The organism is Bacillus cereus group sp. Bc061, assembly GCF_027715825.1.
Taxonomy (GTDB): Bacteria; Bacillota; Bacilli; order Bacillales; family Bacillaceae_G; genus Bacillus_A; species Bacillus_A paranthracis.
Genome location: NZ_JAQFTZ010000008.1, coordinates 84,338 through 104,659 on the forward strand (window position 1 = coordinate 84,338; position 20,322 = coordinate 104,659).

A 20,322-nucleotide genomic window follows, 5' to 3' on the forward strand; every position below is an offset into this window, starting at 1 on the left:
CTTAATACTATTAAAGATTTCACATGAAAATACGAAAGAATTAATAAAAAAGGAGTTGCTCATTTTTGCTTACTAAGTTTAAGAGTTTGCCTAAAGCGGTATATGCAATTTTGGCGCTTTCTTTCCTGTTGCACGTTTTTTGTTTAGTAAAACAGCCAGGATTAGATGGAGAGTTAGTCAAAGTAACATATGGTGCAAATGATGCCTTTAACTATTCGTTAACAGCTGAACAACTATTAAAACATGGTGTATTTGGTTATGTGTATTTAGAACCTAGTGAAGTTCCAGGGAAAAATGCATATATCACACCAGGTCAGCCATTACTATTAGCTGGCGCTATGATTATTTCTGATATTACATCAATTCCTTACTATTACGTAGCAACTGTTATTAACATGATTATGAACCTATGCACAGTGCTATTAGTATTCTTAATAGGAAAAGAATTGTTCGAAAAAAACATTTATGGAATTGTTGCAAGTATTTTATATGCTATTTATCCAAGTAACTATACATACTTCCGTACATTGCTAACAGAAGTTCCATCCATATTCTTATTAGCGTTATGTGTATATGTATTTGTTCTCGCATGGAAATACAATAAAGTGAAATTCCATATATGGTTTGGAATTGTCGTTTCAATTTTACTTATGTTCCGTCCAAATCCAGCTCCAATGATGCTCATTCCTGTTCTTGTTGTGTTATTTACATATGGATTTAAAGACTCCATTCGAATCGGATTGTTATGGTTTATCGGACCTTTCTTTATTATTGGTGCATGGGTTGTTCGTAACTATTTAGCACTCAACCAATTTATTTTATTCTCAACCCAAGGTGCTGATCCACTAATTGCGGGTGCTGATCCATTTAATAAAATTGGATATGAAAATATAGTAAATGAAATGAGAGCCAAAGGCTTAGATGACAAAGGGGCATACGCAAAAGAATTAATCAAGAACGGCTTTAAGACGGACTTCACTTATTGGTTCTCTTGGTTCACTGTCGGTAAAACAATTGAATTATTCAAAACAGCTCCTGCTGTAGACCAATACCGTATTCACAACTTTATGCAACTATGTCATAGAGTGTTTATCATCGGTACATTCTTGAGCAGCTTCTGCTTCATGCTAAATTCATTTAAACATAAACGCGTTATGATGCTAGTAGCAAGTTCTATTATTTACATTATCTTCTCAAACTTATTCTTAGCAATTAATCGCTATGGATTTTTCATTAATCCTCTTATGTGCTTAATTCTTGCATACGGATTAATTCACATTGTGCAGAAGCTTCCATTCTTCCGCACGAACCAAGCATAATAAGAAAGAGGTCGTCCAACGGTGGACGACCTCTTTCTTATTACCCCACACTTTGCACACAGCCAATTTGTCCATTCTGTAATCACACTTTAATTCCGTATGTATATGTTTCTGTATTTGTCAAAATATCTTTCACAATACTACTCACTATTTCACTTATAAATGCAAGTTTTTTACAACTATTACTATAACGAAAAGAACCCGCCACAAGACAGGTTCTTTTCGTTATTTTATGATAAAAGAAAAAATCATTAGCATGTGTATTATATAAAAGGAAACAGCCATATTTTCCATACGATACATACGAGTACAATAACTACAAAATCAAAAAAATCTAATCTCGGACCCTTTTTCATATTCATCTCTAGCCACATATGAATCCATTTTGTTTTTGTATATTTTTGGATGTTTTTCTTTGCAAATCGGTAAATGAGCACTTGCATAATAAAAAATCCCACTACAAAAATGAATAAGAAAATGAGAAAATCGACCACAAAATTCCTCCTTATTTTTGCAGCGATTTTTCTACTATATGATTTTTCAAAACCCACTCTTCAAATTGAGCACTTCCAAATTCCCAACTAAGATCACGAGCATGTACAGAAAAAACGTAATAGCCAGCATATTCGTCCATAAATTTACCCGTCTCGATCCCATCTTTCTGAAGACCATATGCTCCAAAATTAAAATATACATCCCACACGTCTTCATTCTTCCGTTTATAAGCAATCGATTCCATATCACATTCTGTTCCGAAATAGTCAAGATGTAAATGTACGCTATCATCATATTCGTACTCCATTTTATCACCCCTTATATTTGTACTTCTTTATCACCAAAAAAATTCCTGCTATCTACACTCACATGTGGGCACTTACCTACATATCATGCTTGTAGAGTGACTTCTAGGAGGTGTTATATAGTGAAAAAATTAATAGCTGTTTTTTGTATCATGTTACTAGCTGTCTTCACACTTGTTGCTTGCAGTAGTAAAAAAGAAGATACGAAAGAACAAACTCAAAATGTTCGAGTCGGCGAAGTTACCCACTCTCTCTTCTATGCCCCGTTATATGTCGGGATTGAAAAAGGATTTTTTAAAGATGAGGGATTACATGTTGACCTCCAAACAACAGCTGGAGGAGATAAAACGATGACTGCCTTATTATCTGGCGGGATTGATATTGCTCTCGTCGGTTCTGAAACGTCCATTTACGTTCATCAACAAGGCGCAAAAGACCCCGTCATTAACTTCGCACAACTTACACAAACAGATGGAACATTTTTAGTTTCACGTAAAAAATTAGACTCTTTTAATTGGAATGACGTAAAAGGTGTTACGTTTTTAGGACAGCGTAAAGGCGGTATGCCGCAAATGGTTGGAGAATACGTTTTAAAGAAAAATGGCATTGATCCTCACAAAGATACAAACTTAATTCAAAACATTGAATTTGCTAATATCGCAAATGCCTACGCATCTGGTACAGGGGAATTTGTCCAGCTCTTTGAACCGACTGCAAGTATATTTGAAAAAGAAGGTAAAGGTTATATCGTCGCTTCGTTCGGAAATGAATCTGGTACTGTTCCGTATACATCGTTCATGGCAAAAGAAAGTTTCTTAAAGAAAGATAAAGCTGCTGCTGAAAAGTTCACACGTGCTCTCTATAAAGCGCAGCAATGGGTTGATACTCATAGTCCAGAAGAAATTGCTGATGCCGTTTCTCCGGTATTTAAAGACACTTCAAAAGACATTACAGTAAAAGTAATTGAACGGTATAAAAAGCAACATTCTTATGCGACAAATCCGCTATTAGATGCTGAAGAATGGAAACAGCTCCAAACGATTATGAAAGACGCTGGCGAATTACAAAAAGAAGTTCCACATGAAGCGCTCGTCAATACAAAAATTGCCGAGAGCGTTATTAAGAAATAGAGGCGAAGTGTATGAGCTTTTTACAAATACGTAACGTTTCTCACTGCTTTTTCGCAAAAGAGAATGCCAAATTGATTCTCGAAGATATGAGTTTACAAGTGGAAGAAGGCGAATTCATTTCGATACTCGGTCCAAGTGGTTGCGGCAAAACGACACTCCTCTCCATTATTGCCGGGCTGCTTGATCCAATTGAAGGTATCGTCTTTTTAGATGGTGAGCCCATTACAACGAAAACTTCATCTATGGGGTATATGTTGCAGCAAGACTACTTGTTCCCTTGGAAGACAATTGAAGAAAATATTATGCTTGGACTTCATATCCGAAACATTTACGATGAACAGACGAAAGAACATACTTTACAGCTTTTAAAGCAAGTCGGTCTACATGATGTAGAGCAGCAATACCCTCGTGAACTATCCGGTGGTATGCGTCAACGTGCCGCCCTCGTTCGAACGTTAGCGACCGATCCAAAAATTTTATTGCTAGATGAACCTTTTTCGGCGCTCGATTATCAAACAAAATTGAAACTAGAAAATCTCGTTTTCAGCTTACTACACAAATATAAGAAAACTTCACTACTCGTAACACATGATATTGAAGAAGCAATTGCGATGAGTGATCGTATTTATTTACTACAAGCGAATCCTGGAAAAATTGCAAAAACATTTATCGTCCCAGAAAGCATCCGTTCCTTATCACCGTTAGAATCACGCCACCACCATGACTTCCCATCCCTCTTCCAAAATATATGGAAGGAGTTGGAGCGTCTTGGATAATATAAAGCAACTACATGAACAGTTTCGGAAAAAAGAACGCAGGCGCGCATGGTTAGCACGCTCTTTGCAGCTTTTACTGCTCATTCTTTTCTTTGCACTATGGGAAATCGCTAGCAAAAAAGAATGGATTGACCCTTTACTCTTTAGCTCTCCTTCAAGCATTTGGGATCTCTTCCTTAATAAATGGATGGACGGTTCGCTTTGGGTCCACATATGGACGACATTACTTGAAACGGGAGTAGGTTTCATTCTTGGAACAGTGCTCGGAGCCATTATCGCTACTTTCCTTTGGTGGCTACCACTTCTCGCCCGCGTACTTGATCCATATCTCGTCGTCCTAAACGCCATGCCAAAAGTAGCACTTGGTCCGATTATCATTGTAATCTTCGGCCCAAATATTTCTTCGTCAATTGCAATGGGAGTAATCATTTCTATCATCATTACCATTCTCGTTATTTACAGCGCATTTCAAGAAGTCGATTCTAACTATATAAAAGTGATGGACACATTTGGCGCAAATAAATGGCAATGTTATAAACAAGTCGTTCTCCCTGCATCTTTCCCAGCCATTATTTCAACATTAAAAGTGAACGTTGGATTATCGTGGGTCGGTGTTATATTCGGCGAACTTCTCGTCTCTAAACAAGGCCTTGGCTACTTAATTAGCTACGGATTCCAAGTATTTAATTTCACACTTGTCTTACTAAGCGTACTACTCACATGCGTCCTCGCAACACTTATGTATGTGTTTGTTGAGGCATTTGAAAAACTTCTAATTGGGAAACGAAAAAGAAGCTGACTTAGAGCGATAGACTATAGTCAGCTTCTTTCTTTTACTTTTTATCACACATCTTTGTTTCATTTTTAACATTTCCATCCGCAACCGTAACTGTATGGAAACAATCTTTCACACGTACTGTAACGACATTATCTTTTCGATCTATTACATGATAATCATTAAACTTTTTATCCAATGCACTACGAATTTGCTCCCCTTCAAAAATCGGAAAACCGTGAGACATTACCCAAATGAGACCAGCGACAGCAAGAATCGTTTTCATACGTTTCATTACCTCCTCGAGAGTAAACTTATAGTCCCTATAACACGCGCATTATAATTGTGTCTAAATTGTGACATTTTTATACTAATTCTATTTTATAGTGATAGTTCCTTCTTCTTTTTAATAAAAATACAGAATTTTCAATTTTATCAACATGAAAAACGCAAAGAACTAAAATTCTTTACGTTTTCTTAACTAACATATATAACTCACATTAGTTTCCACTTTGTTGTTCTATCGTTTTCGAAATATCATATAATCCAGACAACACTTCCGCTCTCATTTTTACAAGCTCAGGGAATTGATAGAAAAAGGCAATTTTTTTATATTTTAACTCTGTTCCTTCCTTCACCTTTTTTGAATCTTGTAAAATAAACGCTGTAAACGTATCTGCAATATCTTCCGCTACATTTGACGTTCCATACTGTGAGACAAACTCATCATGCTTTTCTTTAAAAAATTCAATTTGCGTTTCTTCACTTTCTTCTACTTTCTTTTCTGTCCACTCCTGCTCAATAGACTTCCAGAAAGAATTATAAAATTGATTAATATAAGAGTTTTCCTTCGCACATCCCTCTTGTAAGAAAAGATTTCCACATTTATTTCTGTACGTTAAAATATCTTTATCCTCTTCAAAATCCTTTATATAGTTTTCATCTACTGGTATTTGCTTATGCCCGAGCGTCAACACGTGAGCTGTCTCATGAATTAATGTTTTCATCACTTCATCGATATTTACTGCAGAATCAAGCGTATCTAAGCTAAGAGTCCAGTCTTTCGGATTCTCTATACTAGGCATAACGTGAGCAACAACACCGTCATAACCATCCGTTATTAAATCAAATTCTGTTATATTCTCGCGATATTTAGCTGGAATGAGCGTGCGATACATATCCCACAAGTCTTCATGATACCCTCTATCTTGACGTTGTTGCAGTACTTCTTCTTTCGCTTCTTTATCTTCAGCAAATACTTTATTTAAACGTTTCCGTTCTATTTTTTCAAAATAAGGATCTACAATTTCATCACCATCAATATAATAAGAAGCTAAAAAGAAATAATTTTCATCATCATCTTCTTTTTTCTGCTCTGCCTCTTTCATATCCGCACTTTCATGCTCTTCTATTTCATAATCTTCTACTGCTTCAAGCTCAGATAATCCATCTATTTTTTCATATACTTTTTGAAGTTTCTTATCTCCTATTTCCACACATTCTTCGTCTGTTTTACACACTTCTTTTTCTTTCACACTCTTCATAGAACTTTCGCATCCTGCTAGTAAGCCGATTGCAACGATAACCACTACTAACTTTTTATACAGTCTCTTCATACACTCCTCCATCATTCCATTCTACAAAAATATAATAATCTCTTTTTAACGAATATGCGATAATTAATTATAAAAATTGCAAGGAGGTTACCCATGATTCGAGCAGTCCTATTCGACTTAGATGGAACACTATTAGACCGTCATCAATCTTTAGAACAATTTATTCATGATCAATATAATCGCTTTACCTCTCACTTAATGAACATAGAAAAATCCGAGTATTGTTCTCGATTTCTCGAACTAGATAATAATGGCTATACGTGGAAGGATAAAGTATATGCTACTCTCCTTTCCGAATACAACATTACTACTTTAACGCAAGAGCAACTGCTGCACGACTACATTACAAATTTTCAACATCATTGTATTCCTTTCAAAAACATGCATGAATTACTTCGACGTTTAACACAACAAAATATTAAAATTGGTATTATTACAAACGGCTTTACTGACTTTCAAATGAATAATCTTCGCGCACTAAACATACATACGTATACAAATACAATTCTCGTTTCAGAAGCGGAAGGAATAAAAAAACCGCATCCTGAAATTTTCGAAAGAGCTTTAAAAAAGCTAGATGTGAAGGCAGAAGAATGTCTTTACGTTGGGGATCATCCTGAAAATGATGTACTGGGTTCTGAACAAGTAGGGATTCTTGGTGTTTGGAAAAGAGATTCATTTTGGGGTGATTTTGAGCATTCACGTGTGGTGGATGATTTGTTGGAGGTGCTTTCGTTTTTAGAGATAGAGACAAAAACAAGACAATAGTAAAAGGAGGCTTCGTTTCCCGGACGCCTCCTCTTCCTTTATGATTCATATACTGTAAACTGCGGTTTACTCGGATGATCTTTAACTAGCGCATCATCTGGAAACTTTGAAACTTTTTGATATAAGGCAATGTCACCCATGCAACCTGCTGTTAGTAGAATTCCTAAAAATGAGAGTGGCTCCAGATTCATAGCTAACCCCAATACAATTGGCAAAATTCCAGTCGGTAAAAACGGCAGCATTAACACTTTCTTCATTTGCTTTACTGTAATTTCTTTTTTAGAATGAGCGTATGCAGCACCTAATTTCCAATTGACGCCCCATGTTAGTTCACTCCACGGAACACCTCCGATATAACGAAATCCAATTAAATGTATTGCCTCATGAATACAAACGAAAACAATCATTCCAATAATCAAAAGAAACATAACGGGCAATGTAAATTCAATTTGAACCCCGCCTGAAAGAAATATATGCAAATAACCAATTCCAAACGCCAACGCAAATATTATAAGTAATGAATAGATATTTAACTTAACCATCGAAACAGTAACAGTCATTTCTTTCCCTTTATCCATCTTTCCCCTCCTAAAATGTAAATATATCTTTACAAAATTGTATAATATACCCAAAATAATGTAAAGATATATTTACATTTGATCTTATAAAAAAAGAAATCGGCCACTTTACTTCGTAAAACAGCCGATTTCTTCTATATGTTTCATCGTACGCGCCAATACATCGTCGCGCATTATAAAGCTAAATTTTCTATCCGTTTTAATGTTGTCAGGAATGTTTTTTAATAAAACAGACCCTTTCGTTTCTTCGTAATGCGTATGTTGTTCTACCGCACTAATTGTTGCAAAATAAATGTTTTTAATGATTATTTTGTCTTTTCCAGATACTTTATATTGTCCTAAGTAAGTTAAATCAGAAACTATGCCGCCGGTTTCTTCATGAACCTCTCGAACTGCCGCTTCTTCCGGTGTTTCCCCTAGTTCTACTTTTCCACCTGGAAATTCAAGACCGCGACGTAAATGATGCGTTAATAACCATTGATCCCCGTACCGGCATACAACCCAAACATGCTTTGGCTCAGGAGAAAATGGATAACGTTCAAACGATAATTGTACAGTGTTGTGGTAATAATCTTTAAATTTGTACATGCCATTACTCCCCTATTGATGGTTACAAGTTTTTCCTACCACAAATTGTAGCATATTCTCGCTTTTCTGCATAATATTATCCAATTATAATCCATTGATTATTCCCATTTGCGCGACTAATTCTTTCGTCTCATGATTTCCTAAATCGTAAATCATTTTATATGCTTTTTGTAGTTGTTCATCATATCGGTCATTATTTGAATCATGATGATACTCAACAAATGGAACGTGGGAGCGTACAAATGAACCTAAATCCTCTACATACGCTTGATCAAAGTACTCTCTTAACTCCGTAATTTCCTCATCATTTGCGGAAATCTCAAAATTATACGTATCCGCTGTCTTCACTTGTGAAATTTGACCGTTTGCTATTGATATATAATATGTTTTTTTCTGCTCCATGTAACACCCTTCTTTCATCCTTTTTATTTCTATTGTTTTCATCAATTACAAAATTATGTAAAATAAAGAAAAGGAGGGATTCCATGTTTAAAATATTAATTATCGGTATTATAATCGTCCTAGTCATATTAGTACTCTCCGTCATGACGATTAATAAAGGCTACGCTTATAAACATTCCGTCGATAAACCAGAAGATAACCCGTATACAAAAAACAGCAAGAAGAATTCATAATACGCTTCGTATACTACTACTTATTTTAGGCCACATCATATCCAGTATTCGTTTACTAGCAGGTCAACATAACTTTCTACCACTTTCACAATTTCTATTAGGAGCTTTACTATTCCTTATTGCCCTTGAACAAATAAAGAAAAAAGATTCAGGAACCGGATTTATTTAGATTTTCCTCATCATTAGCTATATAAAATAACAAGGGGGATATATATGCTAAAGGGATTACAGATTATTTTTGCACTCATTGCATTATGTATAGTAATTTACGGATATTTTACTGGTAATAGAGAAATGATGCCTTATATGTTCATTTTCTTAGGATTAATGGCTTTCACTATAGGACTAGGAGAAATAAAACAAGACAGAAAATCTAGTGGTATATTTGCTTTCATAGCTGGAGCTGGTGCTTTATTTCTTAGCTTCTCAGAACTATTCCGATAAATAATCTATTTACATGCTAACTGGATTACGGATTGTTTTAGGACTTTTCACGCTTCTCATACTCTTTCTTTGCACATATATCCAGATTACCGATCATTTCTCACTTCTCCCATACGTACAATTTATTCTCAGTTGTTTCTTTATTCTTGTCGGAATTAACAAATTTATATCCGGACGAAAATCAATGAGCATTCCGTTTTTTTTTCGTTTCTATTCTTACACTCTTCGTTCTCATATCAAACTACCTTCGCTACGTATAGAATGAAATCTTGAGCAATTTCGCATTTACAAGCACGTAATAAAATAGGGATGATTTTTTTGTCAGTTTTTGTCGGTAAGTCGATATTCCATGTCGAAACGTCGATATATTAAAAAAATCGTTGATATATTTCAAGTTACGGTCGATATATTCGAAAAATCGTCGATATAATTTTATTTATTATCATGACACAAAAAAACTGCCCTTTTACAGGCAGTTTTCTTTCTATCCAAATACTTTCTCAAGTTCATCTTTATCTTGGCTTAACCAGAAGTTCATTAAGCGTTTTGCTCCTTCTAAATCGTGAAGCTTCGCTTGACCACATTGCGTTTCATTTGCAGCTGGAATTTCTGTAATTTGAACCGCATCTTTTAATGTTAATTCTAATAAATCAATGATTTCTCGAACTGTCGGTGTTCCGCTTACTACAAGGTAGTATCCTGTTTGGCAGCCCATTGGTGAAATATCGATAATATCGAAATGCGGATAACGATCAATATATTTACGTAAATTAAATGCTAATAAATGTTCTAACGTATGAATAACATCTGGTTTCATCGCTTGTTTATTCGGTTGGCAAAAACGAATATCAAATTTATTTACAATACCGTCACTACCTACATTGTGAACTCCGCAATGTCTTACATAAGGTGCCTTTACAATCGTATGATCTAATTCAAAGCTTTCTACTGATGGCATACAACATCTCTCCCGCTTTTAATTTAATTCCGTTATATCCAATATGATATAACGGAAATGCACATTAGTAAAGTATTATGTACAGTCGTGCTATAATACTTTAAGAATATGCTGAAAAGGAGATCGTTATGAAACAGATTTTTATTGGGATTATACGCTTTTATCAAAAGTTCATTTCTCCGATGACACCACCCACTTGCCGCTTTTATCCAACTTGTTCTCATTACGGATTAGAGGCGTTTCAAAAGCATGGTGCACTCAAAGGCTTTTGGCTTACTTGTAAGCGTATATTAAAATGTCACCCTTTCCACCCAGGAGGATTTGATCCTGTCCCAGATAAAAAGGATGACAAAGTACATTCTTAATTGTCGTAACCATTCACAACTAAATCTAATTTTCCTGTATCAGGATCGATAACAAGACCGTGAACAGGTACTTCTTCCGGAAGTAATGGGTGGTTGCGAAGTACTGATACGCTATGTTCTACACTTTCTTCTACACTAGAGAAACCGCGCAAGAATTGTTCTAAATCGATTCCAGAATAACGAAGCATATCTAATTTCTCTTCTGTTATACCGCGCTCTTTCATTTTCTCAATCGTACTACTTGCTTGAATTTTTGCCATACCACAATCATGGTGACCAACTACACATACTTCATCAGCGCCAAGTTCGTATACAGCGACCAAAATACTACGCATAATACTTCCAAATGGATGTGAAATAACAGCGCCTGCTACTTTAATAATTTTCACATCGCCGTTACGCATATTCATCGCTTTCGGCAATAGTTCAACAAGTCTTGTATCCATACAAGAAATAATGACCATCTTTTTATTTGGAAATTTCCCCGCTACAAACTCTTCATACTTTTTCTCTTCCACAAATTTCTCATTGTATTGCAAAATCTCTTCTAATGACTTCATAGTAAAAGGCCCTCTTTTCTCTCGTTTACACTACATAAATAGTGTACCAAAATATGAAAAACTCAAAAAGGATATCGCTTTATAGTAAAAATAAGATATTTTCAGATAATCGACATAATTCTTTCAAAATATACACACAGCTTTGTAACAAGTCTCACATACTTTAAACGCATTTTCACTATAAACTGATTGTAGATAATGTAAAAAAGGAGTGAATATTTATTATGTCCGACGTTCTGTTACTGAGTCGTTTTCAATTTGCAATTACTGTTTTTTATCATTTTTTATTTGTACCTTTGACAATCGGACTTGTTATTTTAGTAGCGTGTATGGAGACTCAATACGCCCGCACATTGAATCCAACATACCGCAAAATGGCAAATTTCTGGGGTAAATTATTTACAATTAACTTCGTAATGGGGATTATAACCGGGATTACGATGGAATTCCAATTTGGAACAAACTGGTCTGAGTACTCCAAATATATGGGAGATATTTTCGGATCACCTCTCGCAATCGAAGCACTCGTTGCCTTCTTCTTAGAATCTACTTTCATGGGAATATGGTTATTCGGTAAAGACAAAATTTCACCAAAGTTCCGTGCCTTCTGTATGTGGATGGTTGCACTTGGAACAAATATTTCCGCCCTTTGGATTATTACAGCAAACGGCTTTATGCAAAACCCTGTTGGCTACGTCGTACGTAACGGCCGCGCTGAATTAAATGATTTCTGGGCACTCGTTACGAATCCATACGCTTGGAATATGTTCTTCCATACTGTAGTTGGTTGTTATATTGTTGGTGCTTTCTTCGTTATGGCAATTAGTGCCTATCACTTATTACGTAAGAATGAAGTTGAATTCTTCAAAAAATCATTTAAATTTGGCTTAATGTTAGGCTTATTCGCCGCAACAATTACACCGTTTATGGGACATCAATCTGGTGTATCAGCAGCTAAATACCAACCAGCTAAAGGTGCTGCAATGGAAGCTGTTTGGGAAACTGGAAAAGGACAAGGCTTCTCGATTGTTCAAATTCCTGATGTAAAAAACGAAAAGAACTTTGAATTCCTAACGATTCCAAAGTTAGGAAGCTTCTTCTATACAAATTCATTTGATGGGGAAATTGTTGGTTTAAAAGATATTCCGAAAGAAGATCGTCCAAATGTTAACCTTGTGTACTATAGCTTCCGCTTAATGGTTGCACTTGGTATGTTCTTTATGGCATTAACTTGGTACGGTTTCTACTTAAACCGAAAAGGAAAACTGGAAAACTCAAAACGTTACTTAAAAATGACAATATGGTCTGTTTTACTACCATATATCGCAATTAATGCTGGTTGGATTGTTGCCGAAGTAGGTCGTCAACCATGGACAGTTTATAAACTCATGCGTACCGCAGAATCTGTATCACCTATATCTGTCCCGCAAATTTGGTTCTCATTAATTAGTTTAATCTTGTTCTACACTTTACTTTTAATCGCAGATGTATACTTAATGCTGAAGTTCGCCAAAAAAGGACCAGCAGCATTAGAAGAACCTGCTACTGAGGGAGGCGTGGCTCATGTCTCATGATATGCTTGCGATTATCTGGTTTGGTTTATGGGGCGTGATTTGGACAGTTTACTTTATTCTTGATGGATATGCACTTGGTAACGGAATGATTTTTCCTTTCGTTACGAAAGACCGACAAGAACGAAATCAATTACAAGAAGCAATTGGCCCGTTCTGGGGCGGTAATGAAGTGTGGTTAATTACAGCTGGTGGCGCAACATTTGCTGCCTTCCCAGTCACATATGCAAATATGTTTAGTTATTTATATACACCGTTATTCTTAGTATTACTTGCACTATTTGCTCGTGCTGCTGGACTTGAGTTCATGCATAAAGATGATTCACCAATTTGGCAAAAAACTTGTAAATGGGCATTTGCAATTGGTAGTTTCTTAATTGCTTTCCTATTCGGTGTTACATTTGCTAATCTTTATTACGGACTACAAATTGGAAAAAATGGCTATGAAGGAAATTTACTTAGCTTACTAAATCATTACGGTATTTTAGGAGGGCTGTTCTTCACTGCTATATTCGTCGTATCTGGTGCCCTTTGGGTTATGATTAAAACGACTGGTGAAGTATCTGACCGTGCTTATAAAATCGCAAGACCATTTTCAATGGCAGCTGCTATCATTTTAGCTATTTTCTATGTAGCAACTGCAAATCGTACAAATTTATTCCAAAACTTCACAGAGTACCCGGTACTATTCATTCTTCCAGTACTTGCAATGTTAATGAGTGTACTCGCACTTATTATGGTGTACAAACATAAAATCGGTCTTGCATTCACATTCGTTTGCTTAACAATCGCAATGTTTATGACAACTGGCTTTGCGGGTATGTTCCCAAGAATGTTACCATCTCGTATTAATGATGCTTATAGTACAACGTTATACAACGCAGCTGGTAGTCAATTAAACTTAAAAATTATGTTCTTCGTTGCAATGGTTATGGTACCAATTGTTATTGGATATCAACTTTGGAGTTACAGTATCTTTAAAAATAAAATTCATAAAGACTCTGCTAAAGGGTATCACTAAAATGAAAAAAGACACTTCGTTTGAAGTGTCTTTTTTATACGTATGATTTTCGATAAGATGTTATATTTCTAATCTAACAACTATAATACAGAAGAATCATTAACAGCTCACAGCTAGATTGTAGCACAGGACAAGTTCATCATTTTATGCAATTTTACATATTTCTCTATAAAGTAAACTGTATTCCCTGATCATTCACATCGCTATCCCCTACATCTGATGTACTAATCCCGCTAAATGTTTGTACTTTAATCCCTGTATTCGATGATCCCGATCCATTATAAGCTTTCGTTTTTTCAATCGGCTGCACGTTATATTTATCTCCTAAATTAATCGTTCCATTGCAGTTTTCAATAATAACGCCTTCCACAACTGACGGCATTTTGTCACCTACTTTCATTTCCTTACTTTCATTTTATGAAAAGCGCCTAAAAAAATAGCATGTTTCCATAAGAAAAAAGCACTCAGACTGAGTGCTTTTTTCTTATTTACCTTTTTTCTTTTTCTCACAAGCAATTCCATCGCCATCACGGTCTAAATGCTTACCATAATACGGGCTATCTCTTGTAATGTCATAATATCCCGCATCGTTTGCTTCTTTACAGTTCGCAAAACGTTTCGGATCTGGTTTCACTTCCGGTTTTACTTCTGGTTTCGGTTGTGGCTGTGGTTGTTTTGCTCCTGGTCTTTCTTCAAATGGTAACGTTGCATTATATAAGAACTGAACGTATTGCTCACGACTTACATGCATTTTAGGTGCGAATGTACCATCACCAGTTCCAGCCGTAATATAATTTGATTTAATTGCAGTAATCGCAGGATTCGCCCATCCATTTCTATCTACATCCGGGAAATTATGATCCCCTCTAATTTGCAATTGGAATCCTCTTGTCAAAATTTGTGCCATTTCTTCACGAGTTAACGAATCTTTCGGTCTAAATTTTCCTGTGTTATCTCCAACAAATATACCCATCTCTGTTAAAGCAAGAATCTCTTTTTTAAACATAGTTGAACGATCCGTAACATCTTTATATGGATTGTTATACTGTTCTTTTACTGTCGGTTTTAAATGGCGGAACATAAGAGCTGCAACTTGCTCACGCGTTACATCATCACCAAATCCAAAAATCCCATTTCCGTATCCAGCAACAACGTTTTTATTTGCTAAATCCATAATTGCTTTATGAGACCAATGATTGTTTGGAACATCTTTAAAACCTGAGCTTGCCTCCGCTGTTCCAATTGAAGTAAATGCTGTAGTTGCAACAAGTGCACCTGTTAAAATTAATTTTTTAAATCTCATACTTAAGTCTCCTTCTCTTTCCATAATAACCATTTAACAATATAACAAATTATTCAAATGTACTTTGTCATATTCTGTCGAACACAAAAAAGAATCCTGCAGGATTCTTTTTTGCTAAGCATGAATGGCAATTTTGGAGACAGTTGACTTCTTCAAAAATTTATTAGGGGTAATATTTTGAAAAAGAAAGCCTTTCATATGTAGGTTAACACCGCTGGAATATATAGTAAATTGATAATATTTATACGGAAGATTGCTAATGTTTAGTATAGATACTTTCCACTATATCAACAGTGAAAAGTATCTACATGAAACAAAAAAAGGCGCCTTCAAAGAAGATGCCTTTCATAAACAGACACTATAAAACAGAATTATTTATTGTTATACGATTGTTAGATACAAAAAATAGAGGGAAATGTTTGTATTACATTCTGTTTTATAAAGTATGTCTACCACTTATATTTTAATCCTCTTCACTTGAAAATAAATATAATATGCATAATTACATATGAAAAAGAAAAGACACTCCATAGAGTGCCTCTTCAACCATTTTACTTTTAATATATCGCTTTACATACATTGTAACATATGTATCCATATATTTTATTGAGAAAATTCAAAATCCTTTTTTTTTCATTTTCAATTATAAAATCATGTAATATAAAAGGTATGTCAAATTCTTATACAAGTTGAGGTGTACTATATTTATGTCTTTCGGAATTATTCCTCTTATATTGTTTATTATTTTTCTTATCTCCTATTTAAAAGATCCACGAAAAATAATAAATGGGTTTTTATTTAATACTTTTATCTGTTTTTTCCTTATTTTTTGCGTGATTGTATCTTGGAACTCAGATAGTGTTGTCCTACGCTACATTATATTTTTACCTTTTTTAGCACTCCTCTTTATGCTTACTTTCGGTACTGTCGCTTTAATGTTTGGACTATTTCTGAATGCTAGAATTTTAATGAAGCGAGAAGGAAGACGCTTCACAAACTCTTTAACTTTAATTGCTGCTTTAGGGATGTTATTCTGTATGTTACTCCCTATCATAAATCCAGCAAGTTTGGTCTCATCACATTTCCAGCCTATTTTTGCTGGTATTTCTCTTATAAGCGTATATTTCTTTATACACTTATCTAACTTCTTAAGCGCTTATTTTTTATATCAATTCAACAGACCAAGGCGTAATCAAGATTTCATTATCGTTCTCGGTAGCGGCTTAATTAATGATAAAGTACCACCTTTACTTGCCAGTCGTATTCATAAAGCGATCGACTTTTACTGGAAACAAGCCGCTGTGAATACGCCACCAACAATTATTTTCTCTGGTGGACAAGGTCCAGATGAAGGCCTTCCTGAAGCAGAAGCGATGCAAAAGTACGCTGTTGAAAAAGGAATTCCGCTTGAACATACAGTGCAAGAAAATCGCTCTGTAAACACATATCAAAATATGTTGTTCTCTAAAGAAATTATGGATTCTTTAAAACCAGACGGTAAGTATAAAAGTATTTTTACAACGAATAATTTCCACCTTTTCCGCGCTGGTATATATGCAAGACAAGCTGGTCTTAATAGCCAAGGAATTGGATCAAAGACAGCCTTTTATTATTGGCCTAATGCAATGATTCGTGAGTATGTTGCAATCGTTGTGATGGGACGTAAGCGCCATATGAAAATATGTGGAACTATTTTAGGCTTCGCTTTATTCCTATCCGTGCTTAGTTTTATCATTTCTTAATAGCATCCCATCCTTTGAAAGGATGGGATTTCTTATACTCATTTCAAAAATATTTTAAAGATAATATGGTCATAATATTCCCTGCATACATCCATTAAAGGAGAATTTTTTCAAATAAAATGTTAAAATAAAATTTAAGTGTGAATGACGTAACAAATAAGAAACTAGTTTGAAACGAGGAAATCATATGGAGAAAATTATCAAAAACAAGCCCAATAAGCTTAAAATCGCTTCAAAAGCTTTGATGATTATTATTGGGGCATTTATTACAGCGTACGGATTAGAGGCAGTATTAATTCCAAATAACGTATCAGACGGTGGTGTAACTGGTTTAAGTATCGTTAGCTCAAGATTGTTTGGATTACCATTAGGAGCTCTAATCGCAGTTATTAACATTCCTTTCGTTTGGTTAGGATATAAGCAAATCGGTAAAAGCTTTGCGATTTATTCTATTATCGGGATTGCTTCATTAGCAATAGGTACCGTTGTCATGCACGGAATACCAGCTATTATTGAAGGCGATACATTATTAGTTACAGTTGTTGGTGGTATTATCATCGGTTTTGGTATGGGACTAGCATTGCGTAATGGCGGGGCATTAGATGGAATCGATATGCTAGCTGTATTGCTTTCTCGTAAGTTACCATTTGGAACGAGTGACCTTATTTTATTCTTAAACATGTTCGTATTTATTTTCGTATCAACCGTATTCGGTCTTCAAGGAGCTATCCTTTCGGCAATTGCTTACTTTATTGCTTCGAAAGTGATTCATATCGTTGAAGTTGGTTTAAGTGGTTCGAAAGCATTTAAAATCATTACAAAAGAGCCTGAATTGATGGTAGAAACCATTCGTGATCGTTTAGGCCGAAGTGCAACATATAACGAAGTATACGGCGGTTATTCTAGAGAGAAATTCAAAGAAATTTCTTGTGTAATTAACCGTTTAGAAGAAAGTAAAATGAAAGAACTTATTAATGAAATCGATCCACACGCCTTTATTACAGTTTATGACGTAGCAGAAGTAAAAGGCGGTAACTTTAAGAAACGTGATATTCATTAATCATTATGAAAGAAGAGGGTGTGCCAATATGTTGGCACACCCTCTTCTTTTATTGTTGTCAATTTTTGTCGGTAAGTCGATATATTCTAATAATCGCTGATATATTTGGAGTTGCGGGCGATATATTCCAATAATCGCTGATATATTTGGAGTTGTGGTCGATATATTTTTACTCCCCCCATCTTCCCCCGCTCTTAATCCATGCCACGTATTTTTGAAAGGCTGGCACTTCTTGTTGGAAACGAAGCGGAACATATAGAAAAAGAGTACACGTACATAGTATCCATAGAATACCTACTACAAAGTGAAATTTCATCGTTGTGCTAATAAACAAACTTAAGAATAATACGAGGAACATAATTACACTAAATCTTTTATACATAGTCATAATAATCTCCTCCTTATAACTTCATTGTACCAGCTACAAGGAATTAATTTCCAGAATAAAAAAAGACCGAAAAGCCACTTCCACTTTTCGGTCTCTACACTATCTTCTCTTCGTAATCTTTCCTGAACCACCGACCCTCGTTTTCGGAGGAGATGTATTCCTTGGTGGCGTTTTAATAGATGATTTCGGCTTCACCTCTGATCCGCTCGAACCACCTGGTGTTTTCGTTATTTTCCCTTTGCTTCCAGTAGAAGGCGGAGGCGTGCTGCTTCCTTTTTTCGTAATACTTCCTGTATCTCCTACAGAAGATTTCGAATCTACATTATCGCCACGCTTAATGATAGACCCTTTCCCTTCCTTCGTAATTGGAGGCGGGGTTTTCTTTTCTTCTTTCGTAGGCGGTCTCTCTGGAATAACTGGTTTATGATTTTGTCTGTCATTATATCCGCGATAATCACCGTACGATGATTTTCGTGAACCGAATATATCATTTAATATACTACCCATAATATATCCTTGCAGGAAGGACGGTTGGTAATTTTGACGGACAAACTCTTTATTACTTATTTCAATTAACGTATCAGATGGCTTCTCTTTATCCTTTTGCAGATTATAAATCTTATCAGAATAAACGAGGAACATTTGATTTTCGTCTTCTTTAGATGCTTGCTTCGGTTCTCTTTCATTCATGAGTTCCTTCGCGACTTCAGGAACTGACCGATTGGCGGCCCTATACACGTAAGATTCTTGTTTACCTTCCTTTGCGACAGATTCAAGCGGATAACGGTCTTGAATCGACTTTGTCTGCCCGCCCTGACAACCTGATAAGGCATATCCAGCAACAACAAGTAATGTAACGATAGCAAGTATAGGGATCACGAACGATTTAATCATGGTAAACAATCGGTTTGACATGATTACGCCCCCTTACGTTGCTCTTATAATTTGTACATCAGCAGGAATAATTGCTTCTCCCTCATACATCATTGTGCGACCATTTTGCCATTCAATACGTAATAATTTTCGATTATCCGATTGGAACTCCCATACATACTGTTCTTCTGAAGCTGAGAATGGTGTTTTCCCCATCACAACAACACGTCCGTTATATTGCTCTTCCATATGGTACTCTGTATCATCCATCTCAATTGTCGTCGGAATTTCATCAATCGAATCTAAACGACCATCAATTGGTTTATATAATTTGTAATACGTATTTTCACGATCTTCAATTTTTAAATAACGAATATCTTTCCCGTCTTGCAGTGTTAAAACAATTTCTTTACGAGAATGCATACTCGTTTTCCCAATTAATTCATACATGACTAATGAAACTTCAACCATATCGCCAGGAGCTAACGTTAACAAACTTTTCTCTGGTTTCGGCGGTTCTGGGCTTTTCATTATATTTTTAATTCGTTTAAATAAACTCATGAGCTACCCCTCCTTCTCTCTTTATAAACAAGCACCTAAAATAAGTGCACCCACAATATGTAATGATCCGGCCAACATCGCGTGCGCAACACTGCCTTCTTTCGTACCTTCTTCTAAATCTAAACCAGCCATTTTCTTTAACACAAATTCGATAAACATTTCTACCACTAATAAAATAACGAAAGAAACTGCTGATGCAAGTAGTGCTTGCCATAAGTCATTTGCTTTCGTTATCGATTGAGATAAAATGTACCCTTGTGCGAATAATTTCATAACGAAACGAGTTGTTACAGCTGTATTCCCATTTTTTATTTCTTTTAAATCATTGTATTTTGTAAAAATCGAATCAACCCACATAATTGCAAATAAAAGTACTGCACTCGCTCCAGTCCATACAAGCATGGCTAATACATTTGTCCATGTCATTGCAAAACCTCCTCTAAAAAGTAATAGAAAACCGACATGAATTTGTTTAGACATGTCGGTTCATT

28 protein-coding genes and 1 pseudogene are annotated in these 20,322 nt (G+C 35.5%); 13 read left to right on the forward strand and 16 right to left on the reverse strand.

What is annotated here, in order from left to right; genetic code table 11:
* The first annotated feature begins 65 nt into the window (after window positions 1–65).
* Window positions 66–1,319, forward strand: a complete 1,254-nt coding sequence (locus tag PDQ40_RS21450) for a glycosyltransferase family 39 protein (protein WP_000956217.1) — start codon at window positions 66–68, stop codon at window positions 1,317–1,319.
* Window positions 1,320–1,401: 82 nt separating this feature from the next.
* On the opposite strand, the pseudogene PDQ40_RS28260 reads toward PDQ40_RS21450, so the two are convergent.
* The 3 genes and pseudogenes from PDQ40_RS28260 to PDQ40_RS21460 all read right to left on the reverse strand — a co-directional run.
* Window positions 1,402–1,476, reverse strand: a pseudogene (locus tag PDQ40_RS28260) (YwbE family protein); the annotation flags it as partial.
* 106 nt (window positions 1,477–1,582) lie between these two features.
* Window positions 1,583–1,813 carry a hypothetical protein gene (locus PDQ40_RS21455; RefSeq protein WP_000227427.1) on the reverse strand — a complete coding sequence of 77 codons (231 nt, stop codon included), beginning with the start codon at window positions 1,811–1,813 and terminating at the stop codon, window positions 1,583–1,585.
* An 11-nt stretch (window positions 1,814–1,824) separates the two neighbouring features.
* The gene (locus PDQ40_RS21460; protein ID WP_000455572.1) at window positions 1,825–2,121 is read right to left on the reverse strand and encodes a DUF3986 family protein; all 297 of its coding nucleotides are present in this window, start codon (window positions 2,119–2,121) and stop codon (window positions 1,825–1,827) included.
* A gap of 120 nt (window positions 2,122–2,241) precedes the next feature.
* Here PDQ40_RS21460 and PDQ40_RS21465 point away from each other — a divergent pair, with 120 nt between their 5' ends.
* Genes PDQ40_RS21465 through PDQ40_RS21475 form a run of 3 tightly spaced genes read left to right on the forward strand, consistent with a single transcriptional unit; the run spans window position 2,242 to window position 4,824 of the window.
* Window positions 2,242–3,249, forward strand: a complete 1,008-nt coding sequence (locus PDQ40_RS21465) for an ABC transporter substrate-binding protein (protein WP_000733214.1) — start codon at window positions 2,242–2,244, stop codon at window positions 3,247–3,249.
* Window positions 3,250–3,260: 11 nt separating this feature from the next.
* Complete coding sequence (locus tag PDQ40_RS21470) at window positions 3,261–4,025, forward strand: ABC transporter ATP-binding protein (RefSeq protein WP_000009050.1); 765 nt, start codon at window positions 3,261–3,263, stop codon at window positions 4,023–4,025.
* Complete coding sequence (locus PDQ40_RS21475) at window positions 4,018–4,824, forward strand: ABC transporter permease (protein ID WP_000368785.1); 807 nt, start codon at window positions 4,018–4,020, stop codon at window positions 4,822–4,824. The genes PDQ40_RS21470 and PDQ40_RS21475 overlap by 8 nt, the downstream gene beginning before the upstream one ends.
* Before the next feature lie 34 nt (window positions 4,825–4,858).
* On the opposite strand, the gene PDQ40_RS21480 is transcribed toward PDQ40_RS21475, so the two are convergent.
* Entirely contained in the window at window positions 4,859–5,086 is a 228-nt protein-coding gene (locus tag PDQ40_RS21480; RefSeq protein ID WP_000849109.1) for a hypothetical protein, read from the reverse strand.
* A gap of 214 nt (window positions 5,087–5,300) precedes the next feature.
* On the reverse strand, window positions 5,301–6,416 hold the full coding sequence (locus tag PDQ40_RS21485; RefSeq protein ID WP_048539008.1) for a hypothetical protein: 1,116 nt from the start codon (window positions 6,414–6,416) through the stop codon (window positions 5,301–5,303).
* Between the two features lie 93 nt (window positions 6,417–6,509).
* Between PDQ40_RS21485 and PDQ40_RS21490 the strand changes: the two genes are divergently transcribed.
* A complete protein-coding gene (locus PDQ40_RS21490) occupies window positions 6,510–7,184 on the forward strand; it encodes an HAD family hydrolase (protein WP_061129329.1) in 675 nt (224 codons plus the stop codon).
* A 38-nt stretch (window positions 7,185–7,222) separates the two neighbouring features.
* On the opposite strand, the gene PDQ40_RS21495 is transcribed toward PDQ40_RS21490, so the two are convergent.
* From PDQ40_RS21495 to PDQ40_RS21505, 3 genes are all read right to left on the reverse strand, one after another.
* Complete coding sequence (locus tag PDQ40_RS21495; RefSeq protein WP_270691628.1) at window positions 7,223–7,762, reverse strand: DUF3267 domain-containing protein; 540 nt, start codon at window positions 7,760–7,762, stop codon at window positions 7,223–7,225.
* Between the two features lie 108 nt (window positions 7,763–7,870).
* Window positions 7,871–8,350 (reverse strand): antimutator 8-oxo-(dGTP/GTP)ase, encoded by a 480-nt coding sequence (gene mutTA / locus PDQ40_RS21500; RefSeq protein ID WP_000276388.1) that lies wholly within the window; start codon window positions 8,348–8,350, stop codon window positions 7,871–7,873.
* A gap of 84 nt (window positions 8,351–8,434) precedes the next feature.
* The gene (locus PDQ40_RS21505) at window positions 8,435–8,752 is read right to left on the reverse strand and encodes a hypothetical protein (RefSeq protein ID WP_000435818.1); all 318 of its coding nucleotides are present in this window, start codon (window positions 8,750–8,752) and stop codon (window positions 8,435–8,437) included.
* 83 nt (window positions 8,753–8,835) lie between these two features.
* Here PDQ40_RS21505 and ytzI point away from each other — a divergent pair, with 83 nt between their 5' ends.
* Genes ytzI through PDQ40_RS21520 form a run of 3 tightly spaced genes read left to right on the forward strand, consistent with a single transcriptional unit; the run spans window position 8,836 to window position 9,429 of the window.
* On the forward strand, window positions 8,836–8,985 hold the full coding sequence (gene ytzI / locus PDQ40_RS21510; protein ID WP_000472802.1) for a YtzI protein: 150 nt from the start codon (window positions 8,836–8,838) through the stop codon (window positions 8,983–8,985).
* The gene (locus PDQ40_RS21515; RefSeq protein ID WP_219993374.1) at window positions 8,978–9,154 is read left to right on the forward strand and encodes a DUF3953 domain-containing protein; all 177 of its coding nucleotides are present in this window, start codon (window positions 8,978–8,980) and stop codon (window positions 9,152–9,154) included. Before ytzI ends, PDQ40_RS21515 begins: the two co-directional genes overlap by 8 nt.
* 44 nt (window positions 9,155–9,198) lie before the next feature.
* Window positions 9,199–9,429 carry a YczI family protein gene (locus PDQ40_RS21520; protein WP_061185174.1) on the forward strand — a complete coding sequence of 77 codons (231 nt, stop codon included), beginning with the start codon at window positions 9,199–9,201 and terminating at the stop codon, window positions 9,427–9,429.
* Window positions 9,430–9,913: 484 nt separating this feature from the next.
* On the opposite strand, the gene luxS is transcribed toward PDQ40_RS21520, so the two are convergent.
* Window positions 9,914–10,387: an S-ribosylhomocysteine lyase LuxS gene (gene luxS / locus PDQ40_RS21525; protein WP_001141369.1), complete on the reverse strand. Its 474-nt coding sequence runs from the start codon at window positions 10,385–10,387 to the stop codon at window positions 9,914–9,916.
* Window positions 10,388–10,515: 128 nt separating this feature from the next.
* On the opposite strand from luxS, the gene yidD reads away from it, so the two are divergent.
* Window positions 10,516–10,752 (forward strand): membrane protein insertion efficiency factor YidD, encoded by a 237-nt coding sequence (gene yidD, locus PDQ40_RS21530; RefSeq protein WP_000809333.1) that lies wholly within the window; start codon window positions 10,516–10,518, stop codon window positions 10,750–10,752.
* Here yidD and PDQ40_RS21535 read toward each other — a convergent pair.
* Window positions 10,749–11,312 carry a beta-class carbonic anhydrase gene (locus PDQ40_RS21535; RefSeq protein WP_000838159.1) on the reverse strand — a complete coding sequence of 188 codons (564 nt, stop codon included), beginning with the start codon at window positions 11,310–11,312 and terminating at the stop codon, window positions 10,749–10,751. The two genes, yidD and PDQ40_RS21535, sit on opposite strands and share 4 nt — an antisense overlap.
* Before the next feature lie 224 nt (window positions 11,313–11,536).
* Between PDQ40_RS21535 and cydA the strand changes: the two genes are divergently transcribed.
* Window positions 11,537–12,886 (forward strand): cytochrome ubiquinol oxidase subunit I, encoded by a 1,350-nt coding sequence (gene cydA, locus PDQ40_RS21540; RefSeq protein WP_061131999.1) that lies wholly within the window; start codon window positions 11,537–11,539, stop codon window positions 12,884–12,886.
* Window positions 12,876–13,904: a cytochrome d ubiquinol oxidase subunit II gene (gene cydB / locus PDQ40_RS21545; RefSeq protein ID WP_000017662.1), complete on the forward strand. Its 1,029-nt coding sequence runs from the start codon at window positions 12,876–12,878 to the stop codon at window positions 13,902–13,904. The genes cydA and cydB overlap by 11 nt, the downstream gene beginning before the upstream one ends.
* A gap of 166 nt (window positions 13,905–14,070) precedes the next feature.
* Here the strand turns inward: cydB and PDQ40_RS21550 are convergent, their stop codons facing one another.
* On the reverse strand, window positions 14,071–14,304 hold the full coding sequence (locus PDQ40_RS21550; RefSeq protein WP_001998505.1) for a spore germination protein: 234 nt from the start codon (window positions 14,302–14,304) through the stop codon (window positions 14,071–14,073).
* Between the two features lie 84 nt (window positions 14,305–14,388).
* Window positions 14,389–15,207 carry an S-layer homology domain-containing protein gene (locus PDQ40_RS21555; RefSeq protein ID WP_270691629.1) on the reverse strand — a complete coding sequence of 273 codons (819 nt, stop codon included), beginning with the start codon at window positions 15,205–15,207 and terminating at the stop codon, window positions 14,389–14,391.
* Between the two features lie 707 nt (window positions 15,208–15,914).
* Here PDQ40_RS21555 and PDQ40_RS21560 point away from each other — a divergent pair.
* Both PDQ40_RS21560 and PDQ40_RS21565 read left to right on the forward strand, forming a co-directional pair.
* The gene (locus PDQ40_RS21560; RefSeq protein WP_000007816.1) at window positions 15,915–16,949 is read left to right on the forward strand and encodes a YdcF family protein; all 1,035 of its coding nucleotides are present in this window, start codon (window positions 15,915–15,917) and stop codon (window positions 16,947–16,949) included.
* 187 nt (window positions 16,950–17,136) lie between these two features.
* On the forward strand, window positions 17,137–18,009 hold the full coding sequence (locus PDQ40_RS21565; protein ID WP_000411240.1) for a YitT family protein: 873 nt from the start codon (window positions 17,137–17,139) through the stop codon (window positions 18,007–18,009).
* A 169-nt stretch (window positions 18,010–18,178) separates the two neighbouring features.
* Here PDQ40_RS21565 and PDQ40_RS21570 read toward each other — a convergent pair whose 3' ends face one another.
* The 4 genes from PDQ40_RS21570 to PDQ40_RS21585 form a co-directional block, all read right to left on the reverse strand.
* Window positions 18,179–18,397 (reverse strand): hypothetical protein, encoded by a 219-nt coding sequence (locus PDQ40_RS21570; protein ID WP_000180098.1) that lies wholly within the window; start codon window positions 18,395–18,397, stop codon window positions 18,179–18,181.
* A gap of 99 nt (window positions 18,398–18,496) precedes the next feature.
* On the reverse strand, window positions 18,497–19,312 hold the full coding sequence (locus tag PDQ40_RS21575) for a DUF4247 domain-containing protein (RefSeq protein ID WP_000071212.1): 816 nt from the start codon (window positions 19,310–19,312) through the stop codon (window positions 18,497–18,499).
* A gap of 12 nt (window positions 19,313–19,324) precedes the next feature.
* Window positions 19,325–19,831 carry a DUF4178 domain-containing protein gene (locus PDQ40_RS21580; RefSeq protein ID WP_000051756.1) on the reverse strand — a complete coding sequence of 169 codons (507 nt, stop codon included), beginning with the start codon at window positions 19,829–19,831 and terminating at the stop codon, window positions 19,325–19,327.
* 21 nt (window positions 19,832–19,852) lie between these two features.
* Entirely contained in the window at window positions 19,853–20,257 is a 405-nt protein-coding gene (locus PDQ40_RS21585) for a DUF350 domain-containing protein (protein ID WP_000220322.1), read from the reverse strand.
* Window positions 20,258–20,322 lie beyond the last annotated feature (65 nt).